The organism is Peribacillus glennii (genome assembly GCF_003429105.1).
Taxonomy (GTDB): domain Bacteria; phylum Bacillota; class Bacilli; order Bacillales; family DSM-1321; genus Peribacillus; species Peribacillus glennii.
Genome location: NZ_QVTD01000003.1, coordinates 271,618 through 294,321, shown reverse-complemented (window position 1 = coordinate 294,321; position 22,704 = coordinate 271,618). Strand labels below are relative to the sequence as shown.

Sequence of the window (22,704 nt, the reverse complement as noted above, 5' to 3'; positions counted from 1 at the left end):
AACATGCATTTATGATATAGGCTAAAAATTTTTTTAAATCAAGGTTATAATTTACGCCACGAATCACATGAACAATCAGGAATTACACGTATCAAAAGAACATCCAAGTCATATTTTCCACCGGACTCCCATAAATTTTTAGTAGCTTTGTCCACTTAAACAGAAGGGAGAACGGCCTATGCTTAAGAAAGGTAAACTGCTGATGGCAATAATACTTGGCATAGCAATAATCTCATATATAGAAACAAAAGATTTTGAAGTGATGGAAAAACTTCCTGCCAATATCCCGATAGGTGAGATGGAAGAACCGGTGAACAGTGAAGCAGAAGATGATGACACAACAGGAATCATCCCTGAGCTTGAAATAGTGCTGGTCGAAACGGAAAAGATCGATGGTCATATCATCGAGAAGTACCAGGAATTTGAGGTATACAAATCGACCGATGGAAGAGTAGTCAAAAAAGTTCCTACTACTCATTATAACTACATCCGCTATCAGGAGGATTTTTAGGGTAATTTTATGCAAAAAATAAGGATAGAGCGGGAACTGAGTGCTCTATCCTTTGACAGTTGATATTCGAATCAGATATTATTTTCCTTTTTTTACCTCGTGGAGAAGGTCCGGGAAATTCGTGAACATTCCGGTTACACCCCAGTCAATCAATTTCTTCATCGTTTCCTTGTCATTGACCGTATAAGGGTGAATCTCAAGTCCGCTCTCAACAACCTTTTGAACATATTCCTGGTTAAGGTATGTATAGTTCGGGCCAACGCCAATCGCATATTTTTTGATTTCTGCAATTTCTGCATCCGTAATGGCCGCATTCGTCCTATAAGAAAGCAATTGAACCAATTTAATGGAAGGATCCAATTCATTCATTTTCAGGAGACTCGCTGAACTAAATGACTGTACAAGCAGTGTTTCCTTATTAATATCGTATTTGTTTACAAGGCGAAGCAGTTCTTTTTCCATGCCGGGATATACTTCAGGTGATTTTGTTTCGATATAATATTTTTTATTTTTCCCGAATGTTTGGAACACCTCTTCAAGAGTCGGGACCTGGATTCCGGCGTATTCAGTGTTTGCGTATTGCGGATATTTTTCGTTAAACCAGCTGCCTGCGTCAAGCTTCTTGACTTCTTCAAGCGTGTAGTCTTTAACAAGGCCTGTACCATTAGTCGTCCGGTCCAATTTCTCGTCATGCATCGCGATTAGCTTGCCGTCTTTTGTCATCTGAAGATCGACTTCAATGTAATCACCGTGCATTTTTTCACCCATGTTATAAGAAATTATCGTATGCTCCGGAGCATAGCCAGAAGCGCCCCGGTGGGAAACATTGATGATATCCTTATGTTTTTCCTTTGCCATACCGGTTTCTCCCCCCGCCGCAATTCCTATTCCGATTACAAGCACGCCAAGCGCCGACATCCATTTTCTTTTCAATCTGCCCATCTCCCATCTCTTTTAAACTACTTTTTAAGAATAGCAGCAGATTATTAATTTTTATTTAACGAAAGGTAAAGAATGGATTTATTAATAGTTTACTCAGTCTTAACGTTTTCATACCGTTGCCGGTTTAATTGCACATAAAAAATAAATACCTTTAAATGATAGTGGAATTCCCAAGCACGTGTTAGTGTCATTGTTCATACATTAACACTGTGAACGGCGCTTATAGAGAAAAAGTCTGTTTATGAATTGTAATGCATAAAGGGAGGATAACGATGGGATACCAAGAACTATACCATCTATATTTACACCATTTAGGATGTTCCGAAGAATATAAAAGGTAAAAGAGGCTTGTGCACAGGATCCGCGCGCTTATTTCAGCTATGGTGAAAAGGAGAACGAGCATAAGGCACAAGCCTACCATTATAGGGCGCTTATGGGGCAGCAATTCCCAATGCAGTTCGGTGCTGTCCCATTTGGCCAGAGCTATATGTAATCAGGTTGAAACAAAAAAGAGGCTTGGTAAGCCTCTTTTTACATTTATAGTCCATGCTTATTCGGAAGAAGCCGCCATGCATTGGCCAGATTTTTAAAGACCTCATGGTCCTTAGCCGCCTCGCCGCCCCCAGCTTGCTCGCTTAATTCCGCTGAGCCTCTTTCCAATAGATTTCCATACTCACTCGCGAGCCTTGTCAGTGTATCATTAAAATCGGCAGCACCCGGAATTACTTCAATGATTACCAGTAAATGCAGGGAACAAGCAAAACCAATAAGGCCCAATACAGGCGGGATGGATGTTATCTTAATCGTTTCTCTTGCCGTATTTCCCGCCAATCTTTCAAGCTCCAAAAGGTTGTCAATTTGGGTTTTTACAATCCCCGCATCACCCTGTATTTTTGTATCAAGATAGTCTAAGTAACGCCTCCGAATTTCCTCGCAACGACTAACTAAATCATTGGTTGAAGTTTCATTGAAATCAGCCCGGACATTTCCCGCCAGTTCCTTGACTGAGTCAATGATAAGCCTTCTGTAATCGATATCCATCCCAAAATGCCTTTTAATAAAATGGGAATATTCAACCCCGGCACTAGAAGCAGTAATGCCTTCCGCTTCCTTGGCAAAAAACCACTGCCATGTATATGTCTGAAAGATTTCCTTTTGCTGCTCGCTTGACTGTTGCTGGTTAATATCGTTTTGATTTTCCATGCCATTCTTTCCTCCAATTGAATTACAAAACGTTTCATGTTCTGAAGAACGATTTATGTAATACGAAATGATTGTAGGTGCATGTACTTATGGTGTCCAAAGATCAAATTTTAATTTATGGCTACTAAACAGAGAAACCAAGACGATTATGACAAAGGTTTTTTGGTCATCCAACTTCTTTGCTGCCAATTGTAGAAATTACCTGTTATTTGGCTTTCCATTTCATCAATCCTAAAGGGAGGAGGTGACAACTATGCCAAATAGAAACCAAACGGAATACGGAAATTTGGATCAAAGGGGAGACCTCACTGGGCCTGATGATCCCGGTAAGCGCAACCACCCTACACGCCCAACCCATGTATCTATCCAACAAAACGATTCACTGAATGGAACAAACAGAAGCGATTGAATAAAGCGGTTTACCTCGCATTACGCGTTTTGAAGGTTAAACATGTGGTTCTAAAAAGTTAAAATCTGTTGGGGGGGGGTGTCCCCCAGCATGTTCACATGGGGAAGGCACTGATCGAATATTCTAAAAATAAAACCGACAATTGGATACATATGGTAGAATAATTGCAAAGGAAACTGAATCCTTTTATATCATTAGTTAAAAGGGGGAGAAAAGATGAAGTATGGAAATATAGTTCAACTGAAAGTCTATCAAAATATCGAAAAAAATGTGGTGCCGGTAACCTATGAAGATCTGGAAAAAAAAGCAAAGCACAAGCTGGAATCAGGGCCATATCATTACGTAGCTGCATCTGCCGGTGCAGAAGAAACGGCGCGGGCCAATCGCGATGCATTTTATAAATGGAAGATCGTGCCCAGGATGTTTTGCGATACAGATGAACGGGATTTAAGTGTAGAGCTGTATGGAAAAACCCTTCCTTTTCCTGTGCTATGTGCTCCTGTCGGTGTCCAGTCAATTGTCCATACAGACGGTGAATTGGCTTCGGCACGCGCAGCTGCCGCAACAGGCGTTCCGTTTATATCCAGTACAGCTTCAACCCATAGCCTTGAAAAGGTGGCTGAAGCCGCAGGGGAAGGGATTAAATGGTTTCAATTATATTGGAGCAAGGATCGCGAAATTGCGTCGAGCATGGTGAAAAGAGCGGAAAAGGCAGGATATGGTGCGATTGTCATTACACTTGATACCCCGATGATGGCATGGAGGGAAAAGGACATTGAGAACGCATATTTGCCTTTCCTATTTGGGCAGGGGATCGGGAATTACCTGGAGGATCCGGTGTTTTGCTCCCGGCTTGAATGCCCGCCAAGCGAAGATATGCAGTCAGCCATCATGTTATGGTCTCAGGTGTTCGGTAATCCAACTCTCACTTGGAAGGACCTTGAGTATATTCGGATGCAGACCTCCCTGCCTATCTTGTTAAAAGGAATACTGCATCCGGAAGATGCAAAGCTTGCCCTGGCTCACGGAGCTGATGGCATTATCGTCAGCAACCATGGCGGAAGGCAGGTGGACGGCGCTATAGCTGCATTGGATGCACTGCCAGAAATTTGCGAGGCGGTAGGTGATGAAATTCCGGTCTTGATGGACAGCGGGATACGCAGGGGCGCAGATATCGTGAAAGCGCTATCTTTGGGCGCTAAAGCTGTATTAATCGGCAGGCCGTATATTTATGGTCTGGCATTGGCAGGGGAAGAAGGTGTACAGCAAGTGTTAAGGAATATACTGGCCGACCTGGATTTAACGATGGCATTATCAGGTAAAAAATCAATCAAAGAACTTGACCGTTCATTATTGAAAAAAATGTAGGACACCATTTTGACCAAATCCGTTACATATGGAGACAACTGAGCTGCAATTTTGCAAAAAGAAAGCGATCATCCAATGGAGGATCGTTTTTTAATGATGAACATTGTTTGTACAGAAATATTTGATCCCCTCTGCTTCTATTTAAATGTGGGGTAGAATACATCGCTGCCGAGTAAAAAAGCACTTATAAACCATTCAAATGCGCAATAGCTTGATGAAGGCTTGAAAAGGTGTATACATCCTGGAAGCTTACTCCTAGGTTTACCATAGTCTGTGCAATTTCAGGCCTGATCCCGGTTAACTTGGTTTCAATTCCGACCAATTTAAGTGCGGTAATGACTTTGAATATCTGGTCTGCCACCAGGGTATCGATAATCGGCACGCCTGATAAATCAATAATCAAGTAAGACAGGTTCAACAGGGTTCCTTGCGCCAGAGCAGTATCCATTAATTGCTGGGCCCTCTTGGTATCAATATCCCCTACAATAGGAAGTACTCCTATTTGTTCGGTTACACGGACAACCGGTATGGTAAGTTCCCGCAATGTATCTTCTGCCGCAAGCATCTGTGCCGTGTGGCTGCGCAAATAGGAAAGGCTTAACCAATGGACGGCGCGGTCAACGACAGAATCAAACCGGGACAGCACTTCATAAAACTCATCAATCGTAAATTGGTAGGCGTTCGCTTCTTCTTTGATGATCTGGCCAATTGTATCACGATAGAAACGAATTTCCTCAATTGCTACGTCCAATGGCAATTGTAAATTTACCAGTAAATTGACTATGTGATCCCCCCATTTTTTCAGATGCCCGTAAGTGATCTCCAGATCTTCTGAAATTGATTGGGCGTAGATTTCAATAAGATTTTCCCTCCAGGAAGTCAAAGCGTTGATTGTTTTCTCTGAACGATCGTCAGTGACAGCGTCTTGCCGCTGCTGTGCCAATTCTTCTTTTTTCTCCATGACTTTTTTTGTAATATCTATTAATTCTTTTTTTACGGTTTTTGTCTCCATCTTAACCTCCTTACAAATTAATAATAAAAAATTATTCCTTATATTTTACCATATTAGATTCAAACTTTTTAATGTTTTGATTGGGCATTATAAAAAGCAGCGCCAATATCAGTTGAAATGATTTATATTATTGAAATACTGGGTATTAATCAAAAGAAGATGGTAAGTTAAAAGCTTATCTTATGCGCTTTGTGGTATTGTAAATCATTTTTTGGGGGAATGGAGCCATGTCACTGAAATTCGCTTTGAATAAAATAAAAGCAAATTTTTGGATAACACCGGCGCTATATGGCCTTTGTTTTTTTTTCCTGGCAATCGTTAGTATGCAGATCGACCGTGTTGTTACAGATCAAAACGGAGCGACGGAATGGCTGCCTGCTGTTTTATTTACTGATAAAGATTTAGCGCAAACGATATTGAGTGCCATTTCCACTTCCTTACTTACAATGACCACCATCATATTTTCATCGATTTTAGTGGTAGAAACAACTTTTTTGGCGCAGTATTCCCCGCGAACCTTGCAGAATTTTAATGCCGAATCAAAAATACAGCATGGACTTGGGACCTTTATCGGAGGTTATATTTACGCACTTATTTTGCTAATTCAAGTTAGGGAATCTGAGCCGGGCAATGCGTTCATTGTTCCGTCCTTTGCGATTTTGGTAGCTTTTGTCTGCCTCGGCATGTTCGTTTTTTTAATCCATCATGTAACAGAATGGATCAAGGTGGGGAATTTGATTTCGAATATCACCAAGGAGACACTAACCTCGATAGAGAAGAATCATAGGGAAGTTGAGCATGCCCCTTGTTCTTCATCTGAATATAAGGATTTACGGCTTGAAAATGAAAAATCAGGAGAACTAAAGAGTAAGCGGCAAGGATACATTCAATATGTTGAACTGGAAAAAATGATAAAGGTTGCTGCAGAAGAGGATCTTATCATTAAATTTGAAAAAATCCCCGGCGATTATGTCGATGTAGATACTCCTCTTTTAACCGTGTGGAATAGCAAAGAACCATTGAATGCAAACCTTCTGGAATTTATTTTTATTACAGCAGATCAAGAATCAATGGAAGATGTGAAGCTTGGTATCCAAAAGTTGGCGGAAATTGCTTTGCGGGCGATTGCACCAGGAAAAAATGATCCTGAAACTGCGATAAACTGCCTTCAGCAATTGGGCCAAGTCCTGACGAAAATCGCAAAGGTTCAACCTGATGTCCCATATTATTGCGATGAACATGGAAACGTAAGGATCATCCTGGAAAGGCCGACATTCTCCGATTACCTATACGATAGCTTCTTTCAAATCCGCCACTACGGACGAGCGGATGTTTCTGTAATGGCCGCAATCCTAAAAGCTTTAACACTGGTCGCCGAAACCAATGGGCAAAAAACAAAGGATGAGGTGTGGCGCTTTTCAGAATATATCGTTGAAGGGATCAGGGCCGAAGAATGGCTCAGCCTTGACGAAAAATATTTAAATACACATTTGAATGGACTTGCCAAAGCCTGTAACAAGAATTATGCGCCAAAGCTATGATGTAAAAGAATATATCTTAATAAGAAATTGTCCGTTGTGAAGAAATATGGAATAATAGGAAAAGCAATCTATTATTTATAAAAAGCAGGAGAAAGTAATGAAGCGCCTTGTACGAAATTTCATTAACGGGGTTTTAACGATTGTACCGATTATTCTGGTGGTGTATGTGGTTTATAAAACCTTCATGTTCCTGGACGGAATCCTTGGAAATGTCTTAAAACCATACTTAGAGGACGATTATATACCAGGTATAGGGCTGCTGGTGACTATTGTGCTCATCACCTTACTGGGATGGCTGTCGACAAAGTTCCTGACAGGAACGATTTTCAGGCTGATAGACAGGCTTCTTGAGAACATTCCGATAGTCAAGACCATTTATTCTGTCAGCAAGGATACTATCAATTCGTTCCTTGGCGAGAAAAAGTCGTTTTCAAAGGTAGTCCTTGTTACGATACCCGGAACGAATATGAAAAGCATGGGCTTTATCACGGCAGAAGATTTGGAAAGCCTTCACGATCCATTAAAGAACTATGCAGCTGTTTATATTCAGCAAACCTTTCAGGTAGCAGGCTTTACATTTCTGATCCCCAAGGATGAACTTGAGGTTATCGATGTAAAACCGGAAGATGCAATGAAGTTTATCCTATCGGGAGGCATGACTTCCAAGAATGAAAAGAAGAAAACTAAAGGCTAAGCCACCTGGGCATCCCAAAAGATCAACAGTATTGAAAAAGCACGGGCTTTTGCTTCCCTTGCTTTTTCGCTGTGCAGTGCTATAAGTCAATTATTTTCTTTAATCTTCTAATATTTTCCCGTTCTTCCCGTTACTGAATTCATAATATAGAAACCGATAATCAAAACCAGAATAGCCAGGCTGAACAGCAGCGTGTGGACAGGGTTTTCATGATAAACGATAATCAGCCTTATCATGGCCGTAATTCCAATGTAAAGAAAATAGCGGATAGGAAAATGATATTCCTCTTGAAAATATTTCACAATCATGGCGATGAACTCAAAGTACAAAAAGAAAACCATGATACGCTCAAGCAGTTCATAGTATATATCTATGCCCGGGTTAAAAACAGAAACGCTGATCAAATACACGATTTCCTTTACGAGCAATACGCTTAGAATGATCGCCAACAAGATAAGAGCTGTATTTAATACTATTTGAAGAATGACGGAAATTCGGAGGATGGGCCATTTGTTTCTGATTTGCTTTAACATCAATTCTCCTCCCATATATTTTTTTTGTTTTATCAATCATGGCTTATAATAGAAATATGTCTTTTGAAGACCAAACTTATTATTATCAGTATTAGTACAAATAAAAATTCTTTAGTTTAGCTCCTTTAAATATGTAAAATGTTAATTCAATCAGTTTTACCCTTATAGTAAAAGTATAAAACTGGAGGAAAATAATGAGCAGACACTTTATTGTGAACTAAGAAATTAAAATTGATGCACCTTTGATGAAGATTGGGGACGTATTAACGAAATCTGAAATCATACAGCAATGGGTCGAGCTTCCGCAGGATTGACGGGGATGATGTATTGAATAAGGGCTAGTGCAAATTCTCTTGCAGGCAGGAAAAAGGCAATATACTAAATTGGGTAGTAATAGTATTCGAGCCGCAACTTGTACAGTTTACGATGGAAAGACGATTTTTCACCTGTAATCATATCCTATACACACTCGATATCTGAAGAAGAGGGAGGAATTATGCTCTCAATTTCTAGTGGGGATTATTCAAAGCTTCCATATGCCAACCATAATATCAAGCATCGGTTGAGTTTGCAGGATCTAGCCTAACGAAAAATAAAAGACCTGGCAGTACAATAACTAGCCGATTGGCGAGCTTTTTTAAAGGAGAAGACAGAGGAGCAGTTAGGTCTATTACAGGCGGGGTCATAAAGCCTTACATTTAGTCTGGTTCTGCTTTATATAATAGAAGATGTGTTAAACTTTAGTATTGCTAAAAAAGGATGATCGGAGAAATCGATCATCCTTTTCTATCAGGCAAGTTCAAGATTTCTTAGTGATTTTAGAAGGATTATTAATTTTGTATCGAATGTCTTTGTTGAGCTTTTTATCGACGATCTTTGCATCAAAGGTGATCAAGTCCCCAACCTGCAGTTCAAGTTTCTTCAGGGTTTTGCTATATCCGCACCACGCTTCGCCGATTTCGATCGTATTTTCCGTTACGATTCTGACCTGTCCCAGAATTAGGATTTCATCCTCGCTTTCGTTAAAATGGTTGTATTTTGTTGTAAATTCCTCTAACACGGCTTCAAATGATACTTTTTCACTTGGAAGATCAAGCACTTTTTTTGGCGATTTATCCTTCGTTTGCTTGTGAACCTTAGGTTTTTCAGATTTTGGTTCTTCAACTCGCTCTCCAGTTTCAGGCAACTCACCCTCAGATGTCTGTGACGGTATATCCAATACCGACTCCCTGCCGAATGATGGGCTCTGCATTTCCTTCAGGAATGCAGGATGTACACAATGAAGGGCGTCATTGGAAAAGGAGACCACAGCTGTCTCATGGGACCCATTTATTTCATAGCCTTTGATGGATACGGTGTATGTAGTGTTTTCCCGTTTATAAAGAAACTCCCGCTTAGGCGATTTCGCTGAAGCTGATACAAGCCCCCAGTCCTTGATTTTTATCAGATAATCATCTTCATTTTCGAATAACAAGTATCCATCTTTTGGCGGTATAGTCGTGAACAATGTAGGTTATCCTCCTTACAATCTTATTACTTAATATTACAGGAAAAATCGTACAGGAAAAACCCAAAACAATATACAGTCCAGTTACCAGGCTATAAGGCATATGTTATAATATTTAGAATTATCAACGGGATTCACGCCAAATCCGTATAAAATGGGGTGATATATTGAAATTGGCGATTGCTATCATTCTTGCTTTAATCGTTTTCCTATCTTTAAAAATGGTTTTTAACAGGAATTGGAAGCTGGTTTACACTGCGTTTGGACATGATGATTATTTTAGAGTGATTGGCAAGTTAAAACAGGGCGGCGTGTTATACAAAACAAAAAGCCCTGTGAACCTGGAAGAACCTAGCCGCTTCAAGGATATGACCCAATACGATATTTATGTAAAAAAAGAAGATGAACATATTGCGTTGAACGTATTGCATAATGCAAATTAGCTATTCCTGATCCCCCACCTTTGCTTCTATTTAAGGAGAAGACCAATGATAAACAGTCCAATCTAAAATCCCCATTTATTTGATATCTTTCTTAAAAAGGGGGATAAACTTGAAATCAAATAATCTCATAAATTTAATGATTGGCCAGTCTTTAGCGAATATTGGTGATGTCCTTTATATTGTCAGCATCATTAGCATCATTTATAAGCTGAACGGTTCTGCAGCTGCAGTCTCCATTGTTCCATTCACAATCACCTTAGCCATGTTTGTCTCAAGCCTGATGACACCGCTGCTGCTGGTCAGGGTTACGTTAAAAACACTGATGCTCTGGAGCCAACTAGGCAAGACGTTCATTATGTTTGGACTGGGATTTTTCATGATGAAAGGCATCAATCCATCAAACAATTTTGTTTTCTTTCCGATGATTGCGGCGATAGCTTTACTTGATGGGTGCGCAATATAGCTTTAGCATTATCCGGCTTGATTGGCGTTGCCGGGCAGTTAAAAAACATTCCATTGCAAAGGGTGGTCCAGAATAGTGTACCAAAGGAAAAATTGACAACCGTGCATACTTCGTTGGGTGCCATTGGAACGGGAACCTATGGAATAGCAGTGCTGATCATGGGGGGATTGGCCGATTTATACGGAGTACGCATTGCCTTCCTGATCGCCGGCTGTACCCTCTTTTTTGCCAGTAGTATCGCATATAAAGGAAAACAATTATTTGTAAAAGGTGCAGAAAATTCGCTAAAATTATAAATAGGTGGAGGCACTGGATCCATCCCAGGGCCTTTATCAACTTAACTGAATGTATGGATTTTGATGGAGAAGCCATGTGGGAACCAAGGGACCTAAACAACAGGTTATGACGTCTATTGTAGTTGTCTTAAAGGAACGGGATGCCGCCACTATTAATGGTTATTGCTAAAATCGTTGCAAAAGACGTAGGAAAGATGTAGATAAATAGATTTAGGATCATGGAAGATGAGCTTGTTAAAAAATTCGATATACATTTCTAGAATGCTTTCGCGATTTTTCTATTTTCAAGTATATTGGTTTTAGAAAGGAGCCGTGGATATGTCTGCTGACAGTAAGAAAAATATAAACGAAGATGATTTCGGCAGTAAAATAGATAGTCTTATTTATAATGGCGAGGCAACAGTAATAGAAAACCTGCAGATCATCCTGGAAGGCTTCATGGCTACAATGGAGGAACTCTTAGGATTTGAGCATTCAGAAGCGTTTTTGGAGGCTTCTGGATTCCGTACAGGAAAAATGATGGCGAAAAAAATACATACTGGCCAGGGTGTACAAGAAATATTAAAAACGCTTGCCCGGATCTACGCTAATGGGGGATGGGGCAGGATTGAATTTGAACATCTTTCAGAGGAAAAGAAAATGGTCATCTTGAAGCTAGACAATAAAAGGGAAACGAAAATTAATTTTGCATTGAGTGATGAGCATACCCTCAGACCCATTTTTATGGCAGCGCATTTGGCAGGACTGTTTAGTGTACTATTTAATGAGGATATGTGGTACCGTTTTTCGGAAAGACACGTGGCCGGCCTTGGCTATTCCGTGATTGAAATCTTCCGATCTTCAAGCGGCCCTGCGGACAATCTTTCCAGCCGGGTTCGAACCAAAGAGCAAGAACAAATCAAGCAGCTTAAATCCATGGTTGAAGAAAAAAAACATGAACTTACCAACACAATCAGGGAACTGTCTTCTCCTGTTATTCCGGTTTTAGACCATATCGTCGTAATCCCGCTATTCGGCAAATTTGAAGACTCGCTCGCCTCACAACTGACAGAAAAGATCCTGGCCGGAGTAATTGGATTTGAAACGAAATACCTGCTGCTCGACCTTACGGCTGTGAGGGAGCTTGATGAATTCACGCCTGCTGTGTTGCGCAATATTACACAGGCTGTCAATCTATTGGGCGCCGAAACTTTCCTCGTAGGAATATCACCTGCTGTAAGCATGGGGATGGTGGAAAGCAAGGTTGATATTCAGCGTTTCAAGTGCTTTAATACGTTGAAACATGCGTTAACCTATACGTTATCGATCGAGGGCCTTGAGATTGCCAGGCGCCGATGAACAAACATTTCCTTAATTGTTGTCTGTTTGTTTTTCACCTATCAAACGTCTTCTTTTTGTTGAGGATAAGATATTTATCCGGCATATTTTACAAAAAAATGGATATTAACTGTGGTTAGTATTAACTCTTCAATCGAACAAGCGGCTACCTGGTAATGACAGCCGCTTGTACATGTTATTCCTGAATTCCGAACCCATGGCGGGTGAATTTAAATCGGGGAAAAATAAACCGGAATGATTTTTACCTTAAAAGAGAGCGTTCGAAAGTATTTGAATAGTCTGAATACATTGCGTATAATATCATCATACTAACCAGTCGGTATATGTGCCTGTTCGATATTCCATAGAGCGGAACTTTATGGAGGTACTGCTTTATCAAAAATTTTTCAGGGAGGTGCTGTATATGAGATTACAAAATAAAGTAGCGATCATTACGGGTGGAGGGGGAGGAATCGGCCGTGCCACCGCTGCCCTCTTTGCGGAGGAAGGTGCAAAGGTAGTGGTTGCGGACGTGAATGAAAAGCTGGCTTATGAAACGATGAGTTTTATAAAAAAAGGGGGCGGCGAGGCCCTTAGTGTAAACGTAAATATGGCCAATCCGGATGAAGTACTGGAATTGATAAACAAAACCATCGAAGAATATAAAGGACTTGATATTTTATTCAATAATGCTGGGGTTGGCAATGCAGAAGTAAAGCTTGCGGACATGCCAATTGACGAGTGGGACCGTGTTGTCGATATCAACCTGAAAGGTGTTTTTCTTGGCATGAAATATGCGATTCCTGAAATGGAAGCACGTGGTGGAGGTTCCATCATTAACACATCAAGCATTCTTGGCTTGAAGGGAAAGAAATTCGTTTCTCCTTATAATGCTTCCAAGGGAGGTGTGGTCATTTTAACGAAGAATGCAGCGTTGGAATATGGAGGAAAAAACATACGCGTGAACGCCATTGCTCCGGGAGTCATTGATACGGCCATTATCGAAGGCTGGAAAAGTGACAAAAGGAAATGGCCGATCATTTCAACCAGCAACGCCCTCCGGCGGGTAGGACAGCCTGAAGAAGTTGCGAAAACAGTCCTTTTTCTGGCATCTGACGATTCATCCTATATTACGGGAACGACCATTGTGGTCGATGGGGGTGCCCTTACTGTTTAGGTCCATTTTAATTTAGAGCAGTATTTCCTGAGGTGATATTTGCTACTTGTTCATCGGTCAAGAGCTTCATAAGAAATGACATGTTTATTGGCAATGTGGAGAAGTGATACATCATTATTGATAAAGTCAAGTAAAATAAATTAATCTATTAAATTAGAAAAAAGATGGCTGAGTCCATCTTTTTTTGTTTATTAAGGTGGTTTACTAATTCTAGTGAAAAAGTCAATAAGACCTGTTTGGGGTTAAAGGAACCTCCTTGGCAGCGGCGCCCGCTATATATTTTTCAAAGATTTACATCCTCTGAATGTAACATAAAATATTCATCAGTAATGTATTCGGGGCAGTGAATTCTAAACAGGCTGCTCCTAGAGGGTACGTTAAGATATAAATGAAAAATAGACTAAGATGAAATTAACTCCAAGTTGTATCTCAAAAATAATCTCGATAGAATATATTTTTACAACTCCAAAACCCAATAAAAATTCAAAACAAAACATAAGGTAATAATAAAAAACTCTAGGTTTATGAGCCTTTGCAGAAGAGCAGGTACGAAAAAACGAGACAAACGACCTTAAAAAGCAGCCACTTATATTTGGCTGCTTCTTGGTAATAACAATATTCAAGATGATGAACAAGAGCTGCAAGAAGAGCAGCTGGATCCGGAATCACTATGGCTGCCTTCTCCGCCATGTCCGCCACTGCTGCCAGGGCTGTCGTGGCCAAACAATTCACGGAAAGAACCGTCGTTGTCATCTGAGCCAACATATGCGAAATAACCGTAGCTTGCATCGTTATTTTGTTTATACACCTCATGCCAGCGGTTGGTTTTTCCAGATTTATCCTCTTTGAATCTCGCTGTAAACGATTCAAATGTTGACTTAGCATCGCTGCTTGTACTCAGTAGCATAAACTTTTCTTTTAAGGCTCCAATCGGTTCCCTTTCAAATTCGAGAAGAAAATCCTGCCCCTTGCCATGCTTGAAAAATTTGCCCCACACCTTTACTGCGGTTGGATCCACCGTAAACAACTGTACATAGCAAAAGTCAAAAAATGTTCTTTCATACGGCTTGAAAGCAGGCTGAGAATGGGGAATGTGAACAATTCTACGCCCGATAAACTTCTGGCAGAATTCATCATATTCAGCCTCATGTTTTAACATGATGTGCCATAATACATCCACCTTGCTGTTGAACATTTCTACTTTCTGAAAAACGGCAGCCATTATGAAAAATCGTTTTAGCTCCCTCCAATACTCATTCACCTTTTTTTGTGAATAGCGCGGAAAGTGAAGACGGAACTCGGAATTCACTTTTTCCATATAATCGATTGGTAATGCTGAATTTAATTCATGTGATAGATTTGCATTTACGACCTCGGTTTGGGAAAGCGACAAAGTATCAGCATAAAATCTGTTAAATTCCTCGCTGAAACGTTCCATTCGTGGAGTACCATCCCTGTTTCGAAATAAAATTATGATCCCGATGATAATGATAACGCTGAGTACAAAATAGATGAATACCATCTTATCAGCCCTTTCAAATCCTTACATATTCACTCTCATTATATCATTCTATTTTTATAAAATGATTTTCTGATTCGAAAAGCAAAGAAAAATTCCTTTAGCAAGCCACCTGGGCATTGTAGTAATGCACTAAATTTTCCCAAAATCATTGACACTTTAATTGGTGTACAACTAAAATAAAAGCAGTGAATAGTATTTAGTGAATATTCTGAAAAAAGAGGAGTTTTATGGGCCAAAAGGTTTCAATTGGGAAAATAGCGATCCTCCTGTCTGCGTTGACAGAAGAAGAATTGGAATACTTCCGCGGATCCCTAAATGATGTGAAATACTGTCAGGGGAGAGTCGGTTCCATGAATATGCAGAAGGTCATATCTGCTGTGGAAACGGCCGCAAAAAGAAACGGGCTCATCCATGAAAGCTTTTACCGCGAGGCACATGCCTTGTATCATGCCATTTTGGAAGCAATTGAAGGTGTAACGAGGGGCCATCCTTCCATCGGTGAAATGAGCAGAACCGTTGGCCTGCGATTTTCGGTAGTCCGCGGCTATCCTTACACGAATGTTGAGGAAGGAGAATGGATTGCTGTCGCTTTTTACGGAACGATTGGTGCTCCTGTGAAAGGATTGGAGCATGAAACAATTGGTTTGGGAATAAACCATATATAAGCTTGCATTGCCTATAGTCCACTAGTCAGTAGGAGGCGATGATGGTATCACTATGCCATTGTCACCTCCTTTTTGCATTGGCAGGTAAGAAAGTATAAAAGTTTCTTACCTGCATAAAGCGTAACAAAGGCTAAGCGCGCTACTTCCTGTAGCAACGCTTCAGTGACCCACATCATGTGGGCTTAACTACGCCTCTGTCTTCGCCTTTAAAAAAGCTCGCCATCCGGAGAGTTTTCTAATGCGGAACTGATTTCAGGAGGGAAGTTCATGGTTCAGTTATCAGGCCATAATTTGACGTTAGAGGAGATAAGACGGATCGGTTATGAAGGGGAAAAGGTTTCTTTACATGCGGACAGCTTGAGGAAAGTAGAGGAAAGCAGGGCAGCCGTAGAAAAAATCGTTTTGGAAAAACACACGGTATACGGGATTAATACCGGGTTTGGAAAATTCAGCGATGTCATCATAGATGAAGAAGATGTCAACTTATTGCAGCACAATTTAATTCGTTCGCATGCCTGCGGGGTGGGTGGCCCCTTTCCTGTAATTGTTTCCAGAGTGATGTTGCTGCTTAGGCTAAACGCTTTATTAAAAGGATTTTCCGGGGTCCGTCCGTCCATCGTAGAAATGCTTGTAACGTTACTAAATTCCCGGATTCATCCGGTCATTCCCCAGCAGGGATCTCTTGGGGCTTCAGGCGATTTAGCCCCATTATCCCATCTGGCACTCGTCCTCACAGGTGAAGGAAAAGTGCATTTTAAAGGGAAGGTATGGGATACAAAAGATGTTTTTAAACAACGAGGAATAACACCTATTGGATTGAAGGCTAAAGAAGGCCTTGCTTTAATAAACGGAACCCAAGCGATGACGGCAATGGGCGCGGTTAATTGGCTCGAGGCGAGTGAACTTGCTTATCAAAGCGAATGGATTGCCGCAATGACCATGGAAGGGCTTGAAGGAATCATTGATGCGTTTCATCCGGCAATACATGAAGCCCGCGGGTATCCTCAGCAAATAGAGGTAGCCAATAGGGTGAGAAATATTCTATCAGGCAGTAAGCTCGTTACAAGGCAAGGGGAAAAGCGTGTCCAGGACGCATATTCATTGCGTTGCATTCCGCAGGTACATGGCGCATCCTGGCAGGCATTGGATTATGTTAAAGAAAAGTTGGAAATTGAAATCAATGCAGCTACCGATAATCCGCTGATTTTCCATGGAGGTGCAACCGTGGTTTCCGGAGGGAATTTTCACGGGCAGCCGATTGCCATCGCCATGGATTTTTTGAAAATAGCAGCCGCAGAGTTTGCCAGCATATCTGAACGGAGAATTGAAAGGCTAGTCAATCCACAGTTAAGCGACCTGCCGCCTTTCCTAAGCTCACAGCCGGGCCTGCAATCAGGGGCAATGATTATGCAATATTGTGCGGCATCCCTTGTTTCCGAGAATAAAACGCTTGCACATCCAGCCAGTGTAGATTCCATTCCTTCCTCTGCCAATCAGGAAGACCATGTGAGCATGGGAACAATTGCTTCTCGGCATGCACATGCCATTATCCAAAATGTACGCAGGGTGCTGGCCATTGAATGCATCTGTGCCATGGAAGCGGTCCGCTACCGGGGTGTGGATAAAATGTCGCCGCAAACCAGGGCTTTTTATGATAAAGCAAGGAAAGCTGTTCCTCAGATTACAGCCGATCGGGTTTTTTCAGAAGACATTGAAAGAATGGCCGACTTTTTAATTAAATCGGTAAAAAAATCAAAGTAGATAAATTGAAATAAACCATTTGATTATTATCATTTTTCTAGAGGAGTGGAAAAAAATGAAACGGGTCATACGGGCAAAGAAAGGGCAGGAGCTTGAATGTAAAGGTTGGGAGCAGGAAGCTGTCTTAAGGATGCTATGTAACAACCTGGATCCAGAAGTAGCAGAAAAACCGGAAGATCTTGTTGTATATGGAGGCATTGGCAAGGCAGCAAGGAACTGGGAATCATTTGACGCCATCGTCAAAACGCTGCGCCGCCTGGAAAACGATGAAACATTGCTTATTCAATCGGGGAAGCCTGTTGCCGTTTTTAAAACACATCGAGCGGCTCCAAGAGTACTATTGTCAAACTCGGTTTTGGTGCCGAAATGGGCCAATTGGGAGCATTTCCATGAACTCGACCAAAAAGGCTTGATGATGTATGGCCAAATGACAGCCGGCAGCTGGATCTATATCGGGACTCAAGGGATTTTACAAGGCACCTATGAAACCTTTGCAGAGGTGGCGCGCCAGCACTTTGGTGGTTCATTGAAAGGGACCATTACACTTACCGCCGGGCTCGGCGGGATGGGAGGAGCCCAGCCTCTGGCGGTGACCATGAACGGCGGTGTCTGCCTGGCGGTAGAAGTGGATCCTGCCCGGATTAAAAAACGCATCGATACCCGCTATTGCGATAAAATGACAGATTCCATCGATGAAGCACTGTCCTTGGTGCTTGAAGCAAAGGAAAATGCTGAACCCCTTTCAGTCGGGCTGGTCGGAAATGCAGCTGTCATACATCGGGAAATTTTGAATAGAAACGTAAAAATAGATATTGTGACGGACCAGACTTCTGCCCATGATCCGTTAAACGGATATATCCCTGCAGGATTGTCATTAAATGATGCTGGCGCCTTGCGCGGAAGCGACCCGAAAGAATATATAAGAAGAGCTTCTCAATCGATGGCAGCACACGTAGCGGCGATGCTTCAATTCCAACGTAAAGGTGCGGTAACCTTTGACTATGGGAACAACATCCGCCAGATCGCAAAAGACAATGGAATAAAGGATGCCTTCAATTTTCCCGGTTTCGTGCCAGCCTATATTAGGCCTTTATTCTGTGAGGGAAAAGGGCCATTCCGCTGGGCGGCATTGTCAGGGGATCCAAAGGATATTCATCGTACCGATGCCCTGATCAAGGAACTATTTCCAGATAATAAACCTCTAATTCGCTGGATTGAGATGGCTGGTGAAAAAGTCGAGTTCCAGGGTCTTCCCGCGAGGATTTGCTGGCTCGGGTATGGTGAAAGGGTAAAAATGGGCCTTGCCATCAATGACTTGGTAAGGAAAGGGGATTTGAAAGCGCCGATCGTTATCGGCCGTGACCATTTGGATTGTGGCTCGGTCGCATCTCCAAACCGCGAAACGGAAGCAATGAAAGACGGAAGTGACGCAGTGGGAGATTGGGCCATATTAAACGCACTTCTCAATGTTGCAGCGGGAGGCTCATGGATTTCTGTCCACCATGGTGGCGGTGTCGGGATGGGATATTCTCTTCACGCCGGCATGGTGGCGGTTGCCGATGGATCAGAACTTTCAGCAGAGCGCTTGGAAAGAGTATTAAACACAGACCCGGGTATGGGTATCGTCCGGCATGCCGATGCGGGATATGAAAAAGCGGTCAAAGCGGCCAGGGAATTAAGTATCGACATGCCAATGCTGTAAAAAAGGTCTAAAAGGGAAGCATTCTTGGACCGTACTATTTATAACTGAAAGGGCGGAAGAAATGATTTACGACTTACTTGTTTATAATATCGGGCAATTGATATTGCCTAAATATTCCCCAAAACCGTTAAAAGGCCAGGAGATGAAGGTGCTTCAGGTTATGGAAAATGCGGCATTTGCCGTTTTGGATGGAAAAATTGCCTGGTATGGGACTGATAAAGAAAGTAAAACAATGTCTGCAAAACACAGGATGGATGGGGGACATAAGGTTGTTTCGCCAGGACTGGTCGATCCGCACACCCACCTCGTATTTGGTGGTTCCCGGGAACATGAACTTCCTATGAAACAGGCCGGGCTATCCTATTTGGAAATCCTTGCAAAAGGCGGTGGAATTCTCTCCACAGTAGAAGCTACGAAACTTGCAACTGAAGATGAGTTAGTTAGGAAGGCATCCTTCCATTTAGAAAGAATGATTTCCTACGGCGTAACAACTATAGAAGCGAAAAGCGGGTACGGGTTGGAAAGGGAAACGGAGTTGAAACAGTTAAGGGTCATCAGACGTTTGCAGGAAAAATACCCAGCAGAGATTGTTTCGACTTTTTTAGGGCCCCATGCCGTCCCGTCATGTTACAAAGGAAAAGAGGATGACTTTATAGATGAGATGATCGGCTTGCTAAAAGAAATCAAGCAGGAAAAGCTTGCTAGCTTTGCGGACATTTTTTGTGAAACTGGTGTTTTCTCATTAGGGCAATCCCGAAGATACTTGCAAAAGGCAAGTGAGCTGGGGTTTGGATTAAAGATTCATGCTGACGAAATCGATCCGCTGGGTGGGGCTGAATTGGCGGTGGACCTGGGAGCAGCCAGTGCGGATCATTTAGTCGCTGCTTCGGATGAAGGAATTAATAGGCTAAGCAAATCTGATACGGTTGCTGTCCTGCTGCCGGGCACGACTTTTTATTTAGGGAAGGATCACTATGCGAAGGCACGGGCATTGATTGATCGGGGAGCAGCCGTTGCCATTGCGACAGACTTTAATCCGGGAAGTTGTGTCACGGAGAACTTGCAAATGATCATGTCCCTTGCTGCCCTTAAGCTAAAAATGACGGCTGAAGAAATCTGGAATGCTGTTACAATCAATGCGGCAAATGCCATCGGGAAAGGGAAGGAAGCAGGTACTCTTGAAATCGGCCAACAGGCGGATTTCGTGTTGTGGGATGTTCCGAATTACCGATATATCCCATACCATTTTGGAGTGAATCATGCTGAATACGTATATATTGGAGGACGAAAGATCTGGGGGAGACAGCCTTATGGATAAGTTTTCCTATCTATTGCCCGCAAATGCAGCAGGTTTTAAAGACCGGTATGTAACCAAAGTAACGGAATGTATCTCACATTATTCAACTGGCATCCGAGGAGAAATCGGATTGATTGGCCTGCCATTTTCCAAATCCTCCATATCCCATTCACAGGCGGGGGAAGCTCCTAATACCATTAGAGACTGTTTAAGCAATATTACTACTTATTCAGGAGAATGGAAGATGGATTTTAAAGATAAGATGATCGTCGATTTCGGCAATGTGGCTATCCATCCAATAAATACAGAGGAAAGCTTATCGCGCATTTACACGAGTATAAAGGAAATAATCGATTCAAAGTCATGCGAACGCTACATCATGCTTGGCGGCGATCATGGTGTAAGTTTTCCTTCCATACGGGCTTTCCAAGAAAAATTTGGCACAATAGGTGTATTACAATGGGACGCCCATCATGATGTACGGAACCTGAAGGATGGCGGACGGACAAATGGAACGCCTTTCAGGAGCCTTCTGGAAGGTAGATTTGTAAATGGGGAGCATCTTGTACAAATCGGGATCCGCGATTTCTCGAATTCACAAGAATATCACGGCTATACAAAAGAGAAAGGAATAACTGTTTATAACATGGCGGACGTGGAACAGGAGGGGATTGTCCCACTTGTAAAACAAGAAGTCGAGCGGCTGTCCAAAGAGGTTGATTTCATTTATCTATCTGTAGATATGGATGTTGTCGACCAGGCGTTTGCACCGGGGTGCCCTGCGATCGGACCTGGGGGTGTGACGTCAAGGGAACTTCTTGGCAGTGTGGCCGAGGCAGCGAAGCACAAAAAAGTTAAAGCTTTGGATATCGTTGAAATCGATCCTTCGAGAGATTTCCGCGACATGACCAGCCGTCTCGCAGCACATGTGATGCTGAGGTTCATGTATATAAAATAACAGCGGATAGAAAGGAAGGTCTCATGGGCAAAAGGATGTTGGAGGGGAAGAGCATCGAGGAATGGCTTGAGGATCATCCCTTATTGAATGAAATCATGCTGGAGAAAGAAGTTTTCTGGGGGAATCCGCATTATGGAGGAAAATCCAGCGGGAGCACGTTAACGATAGAAGATGTAACAGTTGCATCTGAGCGTTTGAACCGATTTGCTCCATATTTTTCAAAAGCTTTTCCTGAAACAAAAGGAAATAAAGGAATCATTGAATCCCCGCTCGTACACATACCAGCTATGCAACATAAAATGGAACAGAAATTTGATATCCGCATATCCGGAAGTGTTCTAGTAAAGTGTGACAGCCACTTGCCTATTTCCGGATCCATCAAGGCGAGAGGAGGCATTTACGAAGTTTTGAAATTGGCGGAGCACCTTGCGGCCAGACATGGCCTGATTGAACAGGCAGAAACATACGCTTCTTTTGACAGCGAAACGTTCCGAAACGTGTTTAACCAATATTCGATTGCAGTCGGTTCAACAGGGAATTTAGGGTTGAGCATAGGGATTATAGGGGCTAAGCTCGGGTTTAACGTCACGGTCCATATGTCAGCAGACGCGAAACAATGGAAAAAAGAACTGCTCCGAAAAAAGGGTGTCCAGGTGATAGAGTATACTTCAGACTATAGCAAAGCAGTCGAAGAGGGGCGAAGACAAGCATTTTCCAATCCCTCCTGCCATTTTATCGATGATGAGAAATCCAGCGACCTGTTTTTAGGCTATTCAACAGCGGCTTCAAGGTTAAAAAAACAGCTTGATGCATTGAAGATTGCTGTGGATGAAGACCACCCATTATTTGTATATCTGCCCTGTGGAGTGGGCGGAGCTCCGGGCGGAATCACTTTTGGACTGAAAATGCAATTCGGAGAAAATGTTCATTGCTTTTTTGCGGAACCAACGCAGTCTCCCTGCTTTTTGATCGGACAGATGACCGGCCTTCAGGATAAGGTTAGCGTCCAGGACTTCGACCTTAATAATAGTACGGAGGCGGACGGACTGGCGGTTGGAAGGCCGTCAAGTTTTGTCGGTAACGCGGTTCGCCATCTCTTAAGCGGTTGTTTTACCATTGATGACGTACGGCTCTTTTCGTTTTTGAAAGATCTTGCAGACAGTGAAAATATGCATATGGAGCCATCTGCCCTGGCAGGCTTCTATGGCCCCATCCAATTGATAGGCCATTCAGCAGGCCAAAATTATCTTCGAAAACATAACTTGCAGGATACAATTAAAAATGCCCGACATATAATCTGGGGGACCGGAGGAAGTATGGTTCCTAAGGAGATTATGGAGAGTTATTATCAAAAAGGACGAAATTTTGATATTTAGAAAAAAG

Annotated in this window: 22 protein-coding genes; 16 read left to right on the top strand and 6 right to left on the bottom strand. The window is 42.2% G+C overall.

Translation table 11 applies throughout. The features are described from left to right. Positions 1-178 precede the first annotated feature (178 nt). Entirely contained in the window at positions 179-511 is a 333-nt protein-coding gene (locus tag D0466_RS03080) for a hypothetical protein (protein WP_117321093.1), read from the top strand. A 78-nt stretch (positions 512-589) separates the two neighbouring features. Here D0466_RS03080 and D0466_RS03075 read toward each other — a convergent pair whose 3' ends face one another. Next, positions 590-1,453 carry a glycerophosphodiester phosphodiesterase gene (locus D0466_RS03075; protein WP_199484493.1) on the bottom strand — a complete coding sequence of 288 codons (864 nt, stop codon included), beginning with the start codon at positions 1,451-1,453 and terminating at the stop codon, positions 590-592. A gap of 537 nt (positions 1,454-1,990) precedes the next feature. Further along, positions 1,991-2,656: a hypothetical protein gene (locus D0466_RS03070; RefSeq protein ID WP_117321092.1), complete on the bottom strand. Its 666-nt coding sequence runs from the start codon at positions 2,654-2,656 to the stop codon at positions 1,991-1,993. A gap of 253 nt (positions 2,657-2,909) precedes the next feature. Here D0466_RS03070 and D0466_RS22020 point away from each other — a divergent pair, with 253 nt between their 5' ends. Both D0466_RS22020 and D0466_RS03065 read left to right on the top strand, forming a co-directional pair. Next, positions 2,910-3,065: a hypothetical protein gene (locus tag D0466_RS22020; RefSeq protein WP_158555795.1), complete on the top strand. Its 156-nt coding sequence runs from the start codon at positions 2,910-2,912 to the stop codon at positions 3,063-3,065. Positions 3,066-3,281: 216 nt separating this feature from the next. Next, a complete protein-coding gene (locus D0466_RS03065) occupies positions 3,282-4,433 on the top strand; it encodes a lactate 2-monooxygenase (RefSeq protein ID WP_117321091.1) in 1,152 nt (383 codons plus the stop codon). Positions 4,434-4,617: 184 nt separating this feature from the next. On the opposite strand, the gene D0466_RS03060 is transcribed toward D0466_RS03065, so the two are convergent. After that, the gene (locus tag D0466_RS03060) at positions 4,618-5,445 is read right to left on the bottom strand and encodes an STAS domain-containing protein (RefSeq protein WP_117321090.1); all 828 of its coding nucleotides are present in this window, start codon (positions 5,443-5,445) and stop codon (positions 4,618-4,620) included. 227 nt (positions 5,446-5,672) lie between these two features. On the opposite strand from D0466_RS03060, the gene D0466_RS03055 reads away from it, so the two are divergent. Together D0466_RS03055 and D0466_RS03050 are read left to right on the top strand one after the other, a co-directional pair. Then, entirely contained in the window at positions 5,673-6,986 is a 1,314-nt protein-coding gene (locus tag D0466_RS03055; protein WP_117321089.1) for a DUF2254 domain-containing protein, read from the top strand. Positions 6,987-7,083: 97 nt separating this feature from the next. Further along, on the top strand, positions 7,084-7,680 hold the full coding sequence (locus D0466_RS03050) for a DUF502 domain-containing protein (protein WP_117321088.1): 597 nt from the start codon (positions 7,084-7,086) through the stop codon (positions 7,678-7,680). A gap of 107 nt (positions 7,681-7,787) precedes the next feature. Here D0466_RS03050 and psiE read toward each other — a convergent pair whose 3' ends face one another. Further along, a complete protein-coding gene (psiE, locus tag D0466_RS03045) occupies positions 7,788-8,213 on the bottom strand; it encodes a phosphate-starvation-inducible protein PsiE (RefSeq protein WP_117321087.1) in 426 nt (141 codons plus the stop codon). A 799-nt stretch (positions 8,214-9,012) separates the two neighbouring features. Continuing rightward, positions 9,013-9,720 (bottom strand): hypothetical protein, encoded by a 708-nt coding sequence (locus D0466_RS03040; protein ID WP_117321086.1) that lies wholly within the window; start codon positions 9,718-9,720, stop codon positions 9,013-9,015. A 167-nt stretch (positions 9,721-9,887) separates the two neighbouring features. Here D0466_RS03040 and D0466_RS03035 point away from each other — a divergent pair, with 167 nt between their 5' ends. The 5 genes from D0466_RS03035 (at position 9,888) to D0466_RS03020 (ending at position 13,416) form a co-directional block, all read left to right on the top strand. Then, the gene (locus tag D0466_RS03035) at positions 9,888-10,163 is read left to right on the top strand and encodes a hypothetical protein (RefSeq protein WP_117321085.1); all 276 of its coding nucleotides are present in this window, start codon (positions 9,888-9,890) and stop codon (positions 10,161-10,163) included. Positions 10,164-10,272: 109 nt separating this feature from the next. Further along, positions 10,273-10,626, top strand: coding sequence for an MFS transporter (locus tag D0466_RS23435; RefSeq protein WP_325048671.1), 354 nt, complete (start codon positions 10,273-10,275; stop codon positions 10,624-10,626). Beyond that, positions 10,614-10,922, top strand: a complete 309-nt coding sequence (locus D0466_RS23430; RefSeq protein WP_325048670.1) for an MFS transporter — start codon at positions 10,614-10,616, stop codon at positions 10,920-10,922. The genes D0466_RS23435 and D0466_RS23430 overlap by 13 nt, the downstream gene beginning before the upstream one ends. Positions 10,923-11,240: 318 nt before the next feature. After that, the gene (locus D0466_RS03025) at positions 11,241-12,260 is read left to right on the top strand and encodes an STAS domain-containing protein (protein WP_117321084.1); all 1,020 of its coding nucleotides are present in this window, start codon (positions 11,241-11,243) and stop codon (positions 12,258-12,260) included. Between the two features lie 403 nt (positions 12,261-12,663). Beyond that, complete coding sequence (locus D0466_RS03020; RefSeq protein WP_117321083.1) at positions 12,664-13,416, top strand: SDR family NAD(P)-dependent oxidoreductase; 753 nt, start codon at positions 12,664-12,666, stop codon at positions 13,414-13,416. Between the two features lie 619 nt (positions 13,417-14,035). Here D0466_RS03020 and D0466_RS03015 read toward each other — a convergent pair. Beyond that, on the bottom strand, positions 14,036-14,938 hold the full coding sequence (locus D0466_RS03015; protein ID WP_117321082.1) for a glycine-rich domain-containing protein: 903 nt from the start codon (positions 14,936-14,938) through the stop codon (positions 14,036-14,038). 227 nt (positions 14,939-15,165) lie between these two features. Between D0466_RS03015 and hutP the strand changes: the two genes are divergently transcribed. The 6 genes from hutP to D0466_RS02985 all read left to right on the top strand — a co-directional run bounded on the left by hutP (position 15,166) and on the right by D0466_RS02985 (position 22,697). Continuing rightward, a complete protein-coding gene (gene hutP / locus D0466_RS03010) occupies positions 15,166-15,603 on the top strand; it encodes a hut operon transcriptional regulator HutP (protein ID WP_117321081.1) in 438 nt (145 codons plus the stop codon). A gap of 267 nt (positions 15,604-15,870) precedes the next feature. Continuing rightward, positions 15,871-17,364, top strand: a complete 1,494-nt coding sequence (gene hutH / locus D0466_RS03005; protein ID WP_117321080.1) for a histidine ammonia-lyase — start codon at positions 15,871-15,873, stop codon at positions 17,362-17,364. A gap of 55 nt (positions 17,365-17,419) precedes the next feature. Further along, on the top strand, positions 17,420-19,066 hold the full coding sequence (gene hutU, locus D0466_RS03000; RefSeq protein WP_117321079.1) for a urocanate hydratase: 1,647 nt from the start codon (positions 17,420-17,422) through the stop codon (positions 19,064-19,066). 61 nt (positions 19,067-19,127) lie between these two features. Beyond that, a complete protein-coding gene (gene hutI, locus D0466_RS02995; protein ID WP_117321078.1) occupies positions 19,128-20,384 on the top strand; it encodes an imidazolonepropionase in 1,257 nt (418 codons plus the stop codon). Further along, on the top strand, positions 20,377-21,321 hold the full coding sequence (hutG, locus tag D0466_RS02990) for a formimidoylglutamase (protein WP_117321077.1): 945 nt from the start codon (positions 20,377-20,379) through the stop codon (positions 21,319-21,321). The genes hutI and hutG overlap by 8 nt, the downstream gene beginning before the upstream one ends. Positions 21,322-21,344: 23 nt before the next feature. Beyond that, the gene (locus D0466_RS02985; RefSeq protein ID WP_117321076.1) at positions 21,345-22,697 is read left to right on the top strand and encodes a D-serine ammonia-lyase; all 1,353 of its coding nucleotides are present in this window, start codon (positions 21,345-21,347) and stop codon (positions 22,695-22,697) included. Positions 22,698-22,704 lie beyond the last annotated feature (7 nt).

Bases quoted from the DNA above. Each gene is read 5' to 3' on its own strand.
- hutP (WP_117321081.1), top strand. From the start codon at position 15,166: ATGGGCCAAAAGGTTTCAATTGGGAAAATAGCGATCCTCCTGTCTGCG.
- D0466_RS03075 (WP_199484493.1), bottom strand. From the start codon at position 1,453: ATGGGCAGATTGAAAAGAAAATGGATGTCGGCGCTTGGCGTGCTTGTA.
- D0466_RS03080 (WP_117321093.1), top strand. From the start codon at position 179: ATGCTTAAGAAAGGTAAACTGCTGATGGCAATAATACTTGGCATAGCA.
- D0466_RS03065 (WP_117321091.1), top strand. From the start codon at position 3,282: ATGAAGTATGGAAATATAGTTCAACTGAAAGTCTATCAAAATATCGAA.
- D0466_RS03015 (WP_117321082.1), bottom strand. From the start codon at position 14,938: ATGGTATTCATCTATTTTGTACTCAGCGTTATCATTATCATCGGGATC.
- D0466_RS03050 (WP_117321088.1), top strand. From the start codon at position 7,084: ATGAAGCGCCTTGTACGAAATTTCATTAACGGGGTTTTAACGATTGTA.
- hutI (WP_117321078.1), top strand. From the start codon at position 19,128: ATGATTTACGACTTACTTGTTTATAATATCGGGCAATTGATATTGCCT.
- hutG (WP_117321077.1), top strand. From the start codon at position 20,377: ATGGATAAGTTTTCCTATCTATTGCCCGCAAATGCAGCAGGTTTTAAA.
- D0466_RS02985 (WP_117321076.1), top strand. From the start codon at position 21,345: ATGGGCAAAAGGATGTTGGAGGGGAAGAGCATCGAGGAATGGCTTGAG.
- D0466_RS03055 (WP_117321089.1), top strand. From the start codon at position 5,673: ATGTCACTGAAATTCGCTTTGAATAAAATAAAAGCAAATTTTTGGATA.
- D0466_RS03070 (WP_117321092.1), bottom strand. From the start codon at position 2,656: ATGGAAAATCAAAACGATATTAACCAGCAACAGTCAAGCGAGCAGCAA.
- psiE (WP_117321087.1), bottom strand. From the start codon at position 8,213: ATGTTAAAGCAAATCAGAAACAAATGGCCCATCCTCCGAATTTCCGTC.
- D0466_RS22020 (WP_158555795.1), top strand. From the start codon at position 2,910: ATGCCAAATAGAAACCAAACGGAATACGGAAATTTGGATCAAAGGGGA.
- hutH (WP_117321080.1), top strand. From the start codon at position 15,871: ATGGTTCAGTTATCAGGCCATAATTTGACGTTAGAGGAGATAAGACGG.
- hutU (WP_117321079.1), top strand. From the start codon at position 17,420: ATGAAACGGGTCATACGGGCAAAGAAAGGGCAGGAGCTTGAATGTAAA.
- D0466_RS03025 (WP_117321084.1), top strand. From the start codon at position 11,241: ATGTCTGCTGACAGTAAGAAAAATATAAACGAAGATGATTTCGGCAGT.
- D0466_RS03020 (WP_117321083.1), top strand. From the start codon at position 12,664: ATGAGATTACAAAATAAAGTAGCGATCATTACGGGTGGAGGGGGAGGA.
- D0466_RS03060 (WP_117321090.1), bottom strand. From the start codon at position 5,445: ATGGAGACAAAAACCGTAAAAAAAGAATTAATAGATATTACAAAAAAA.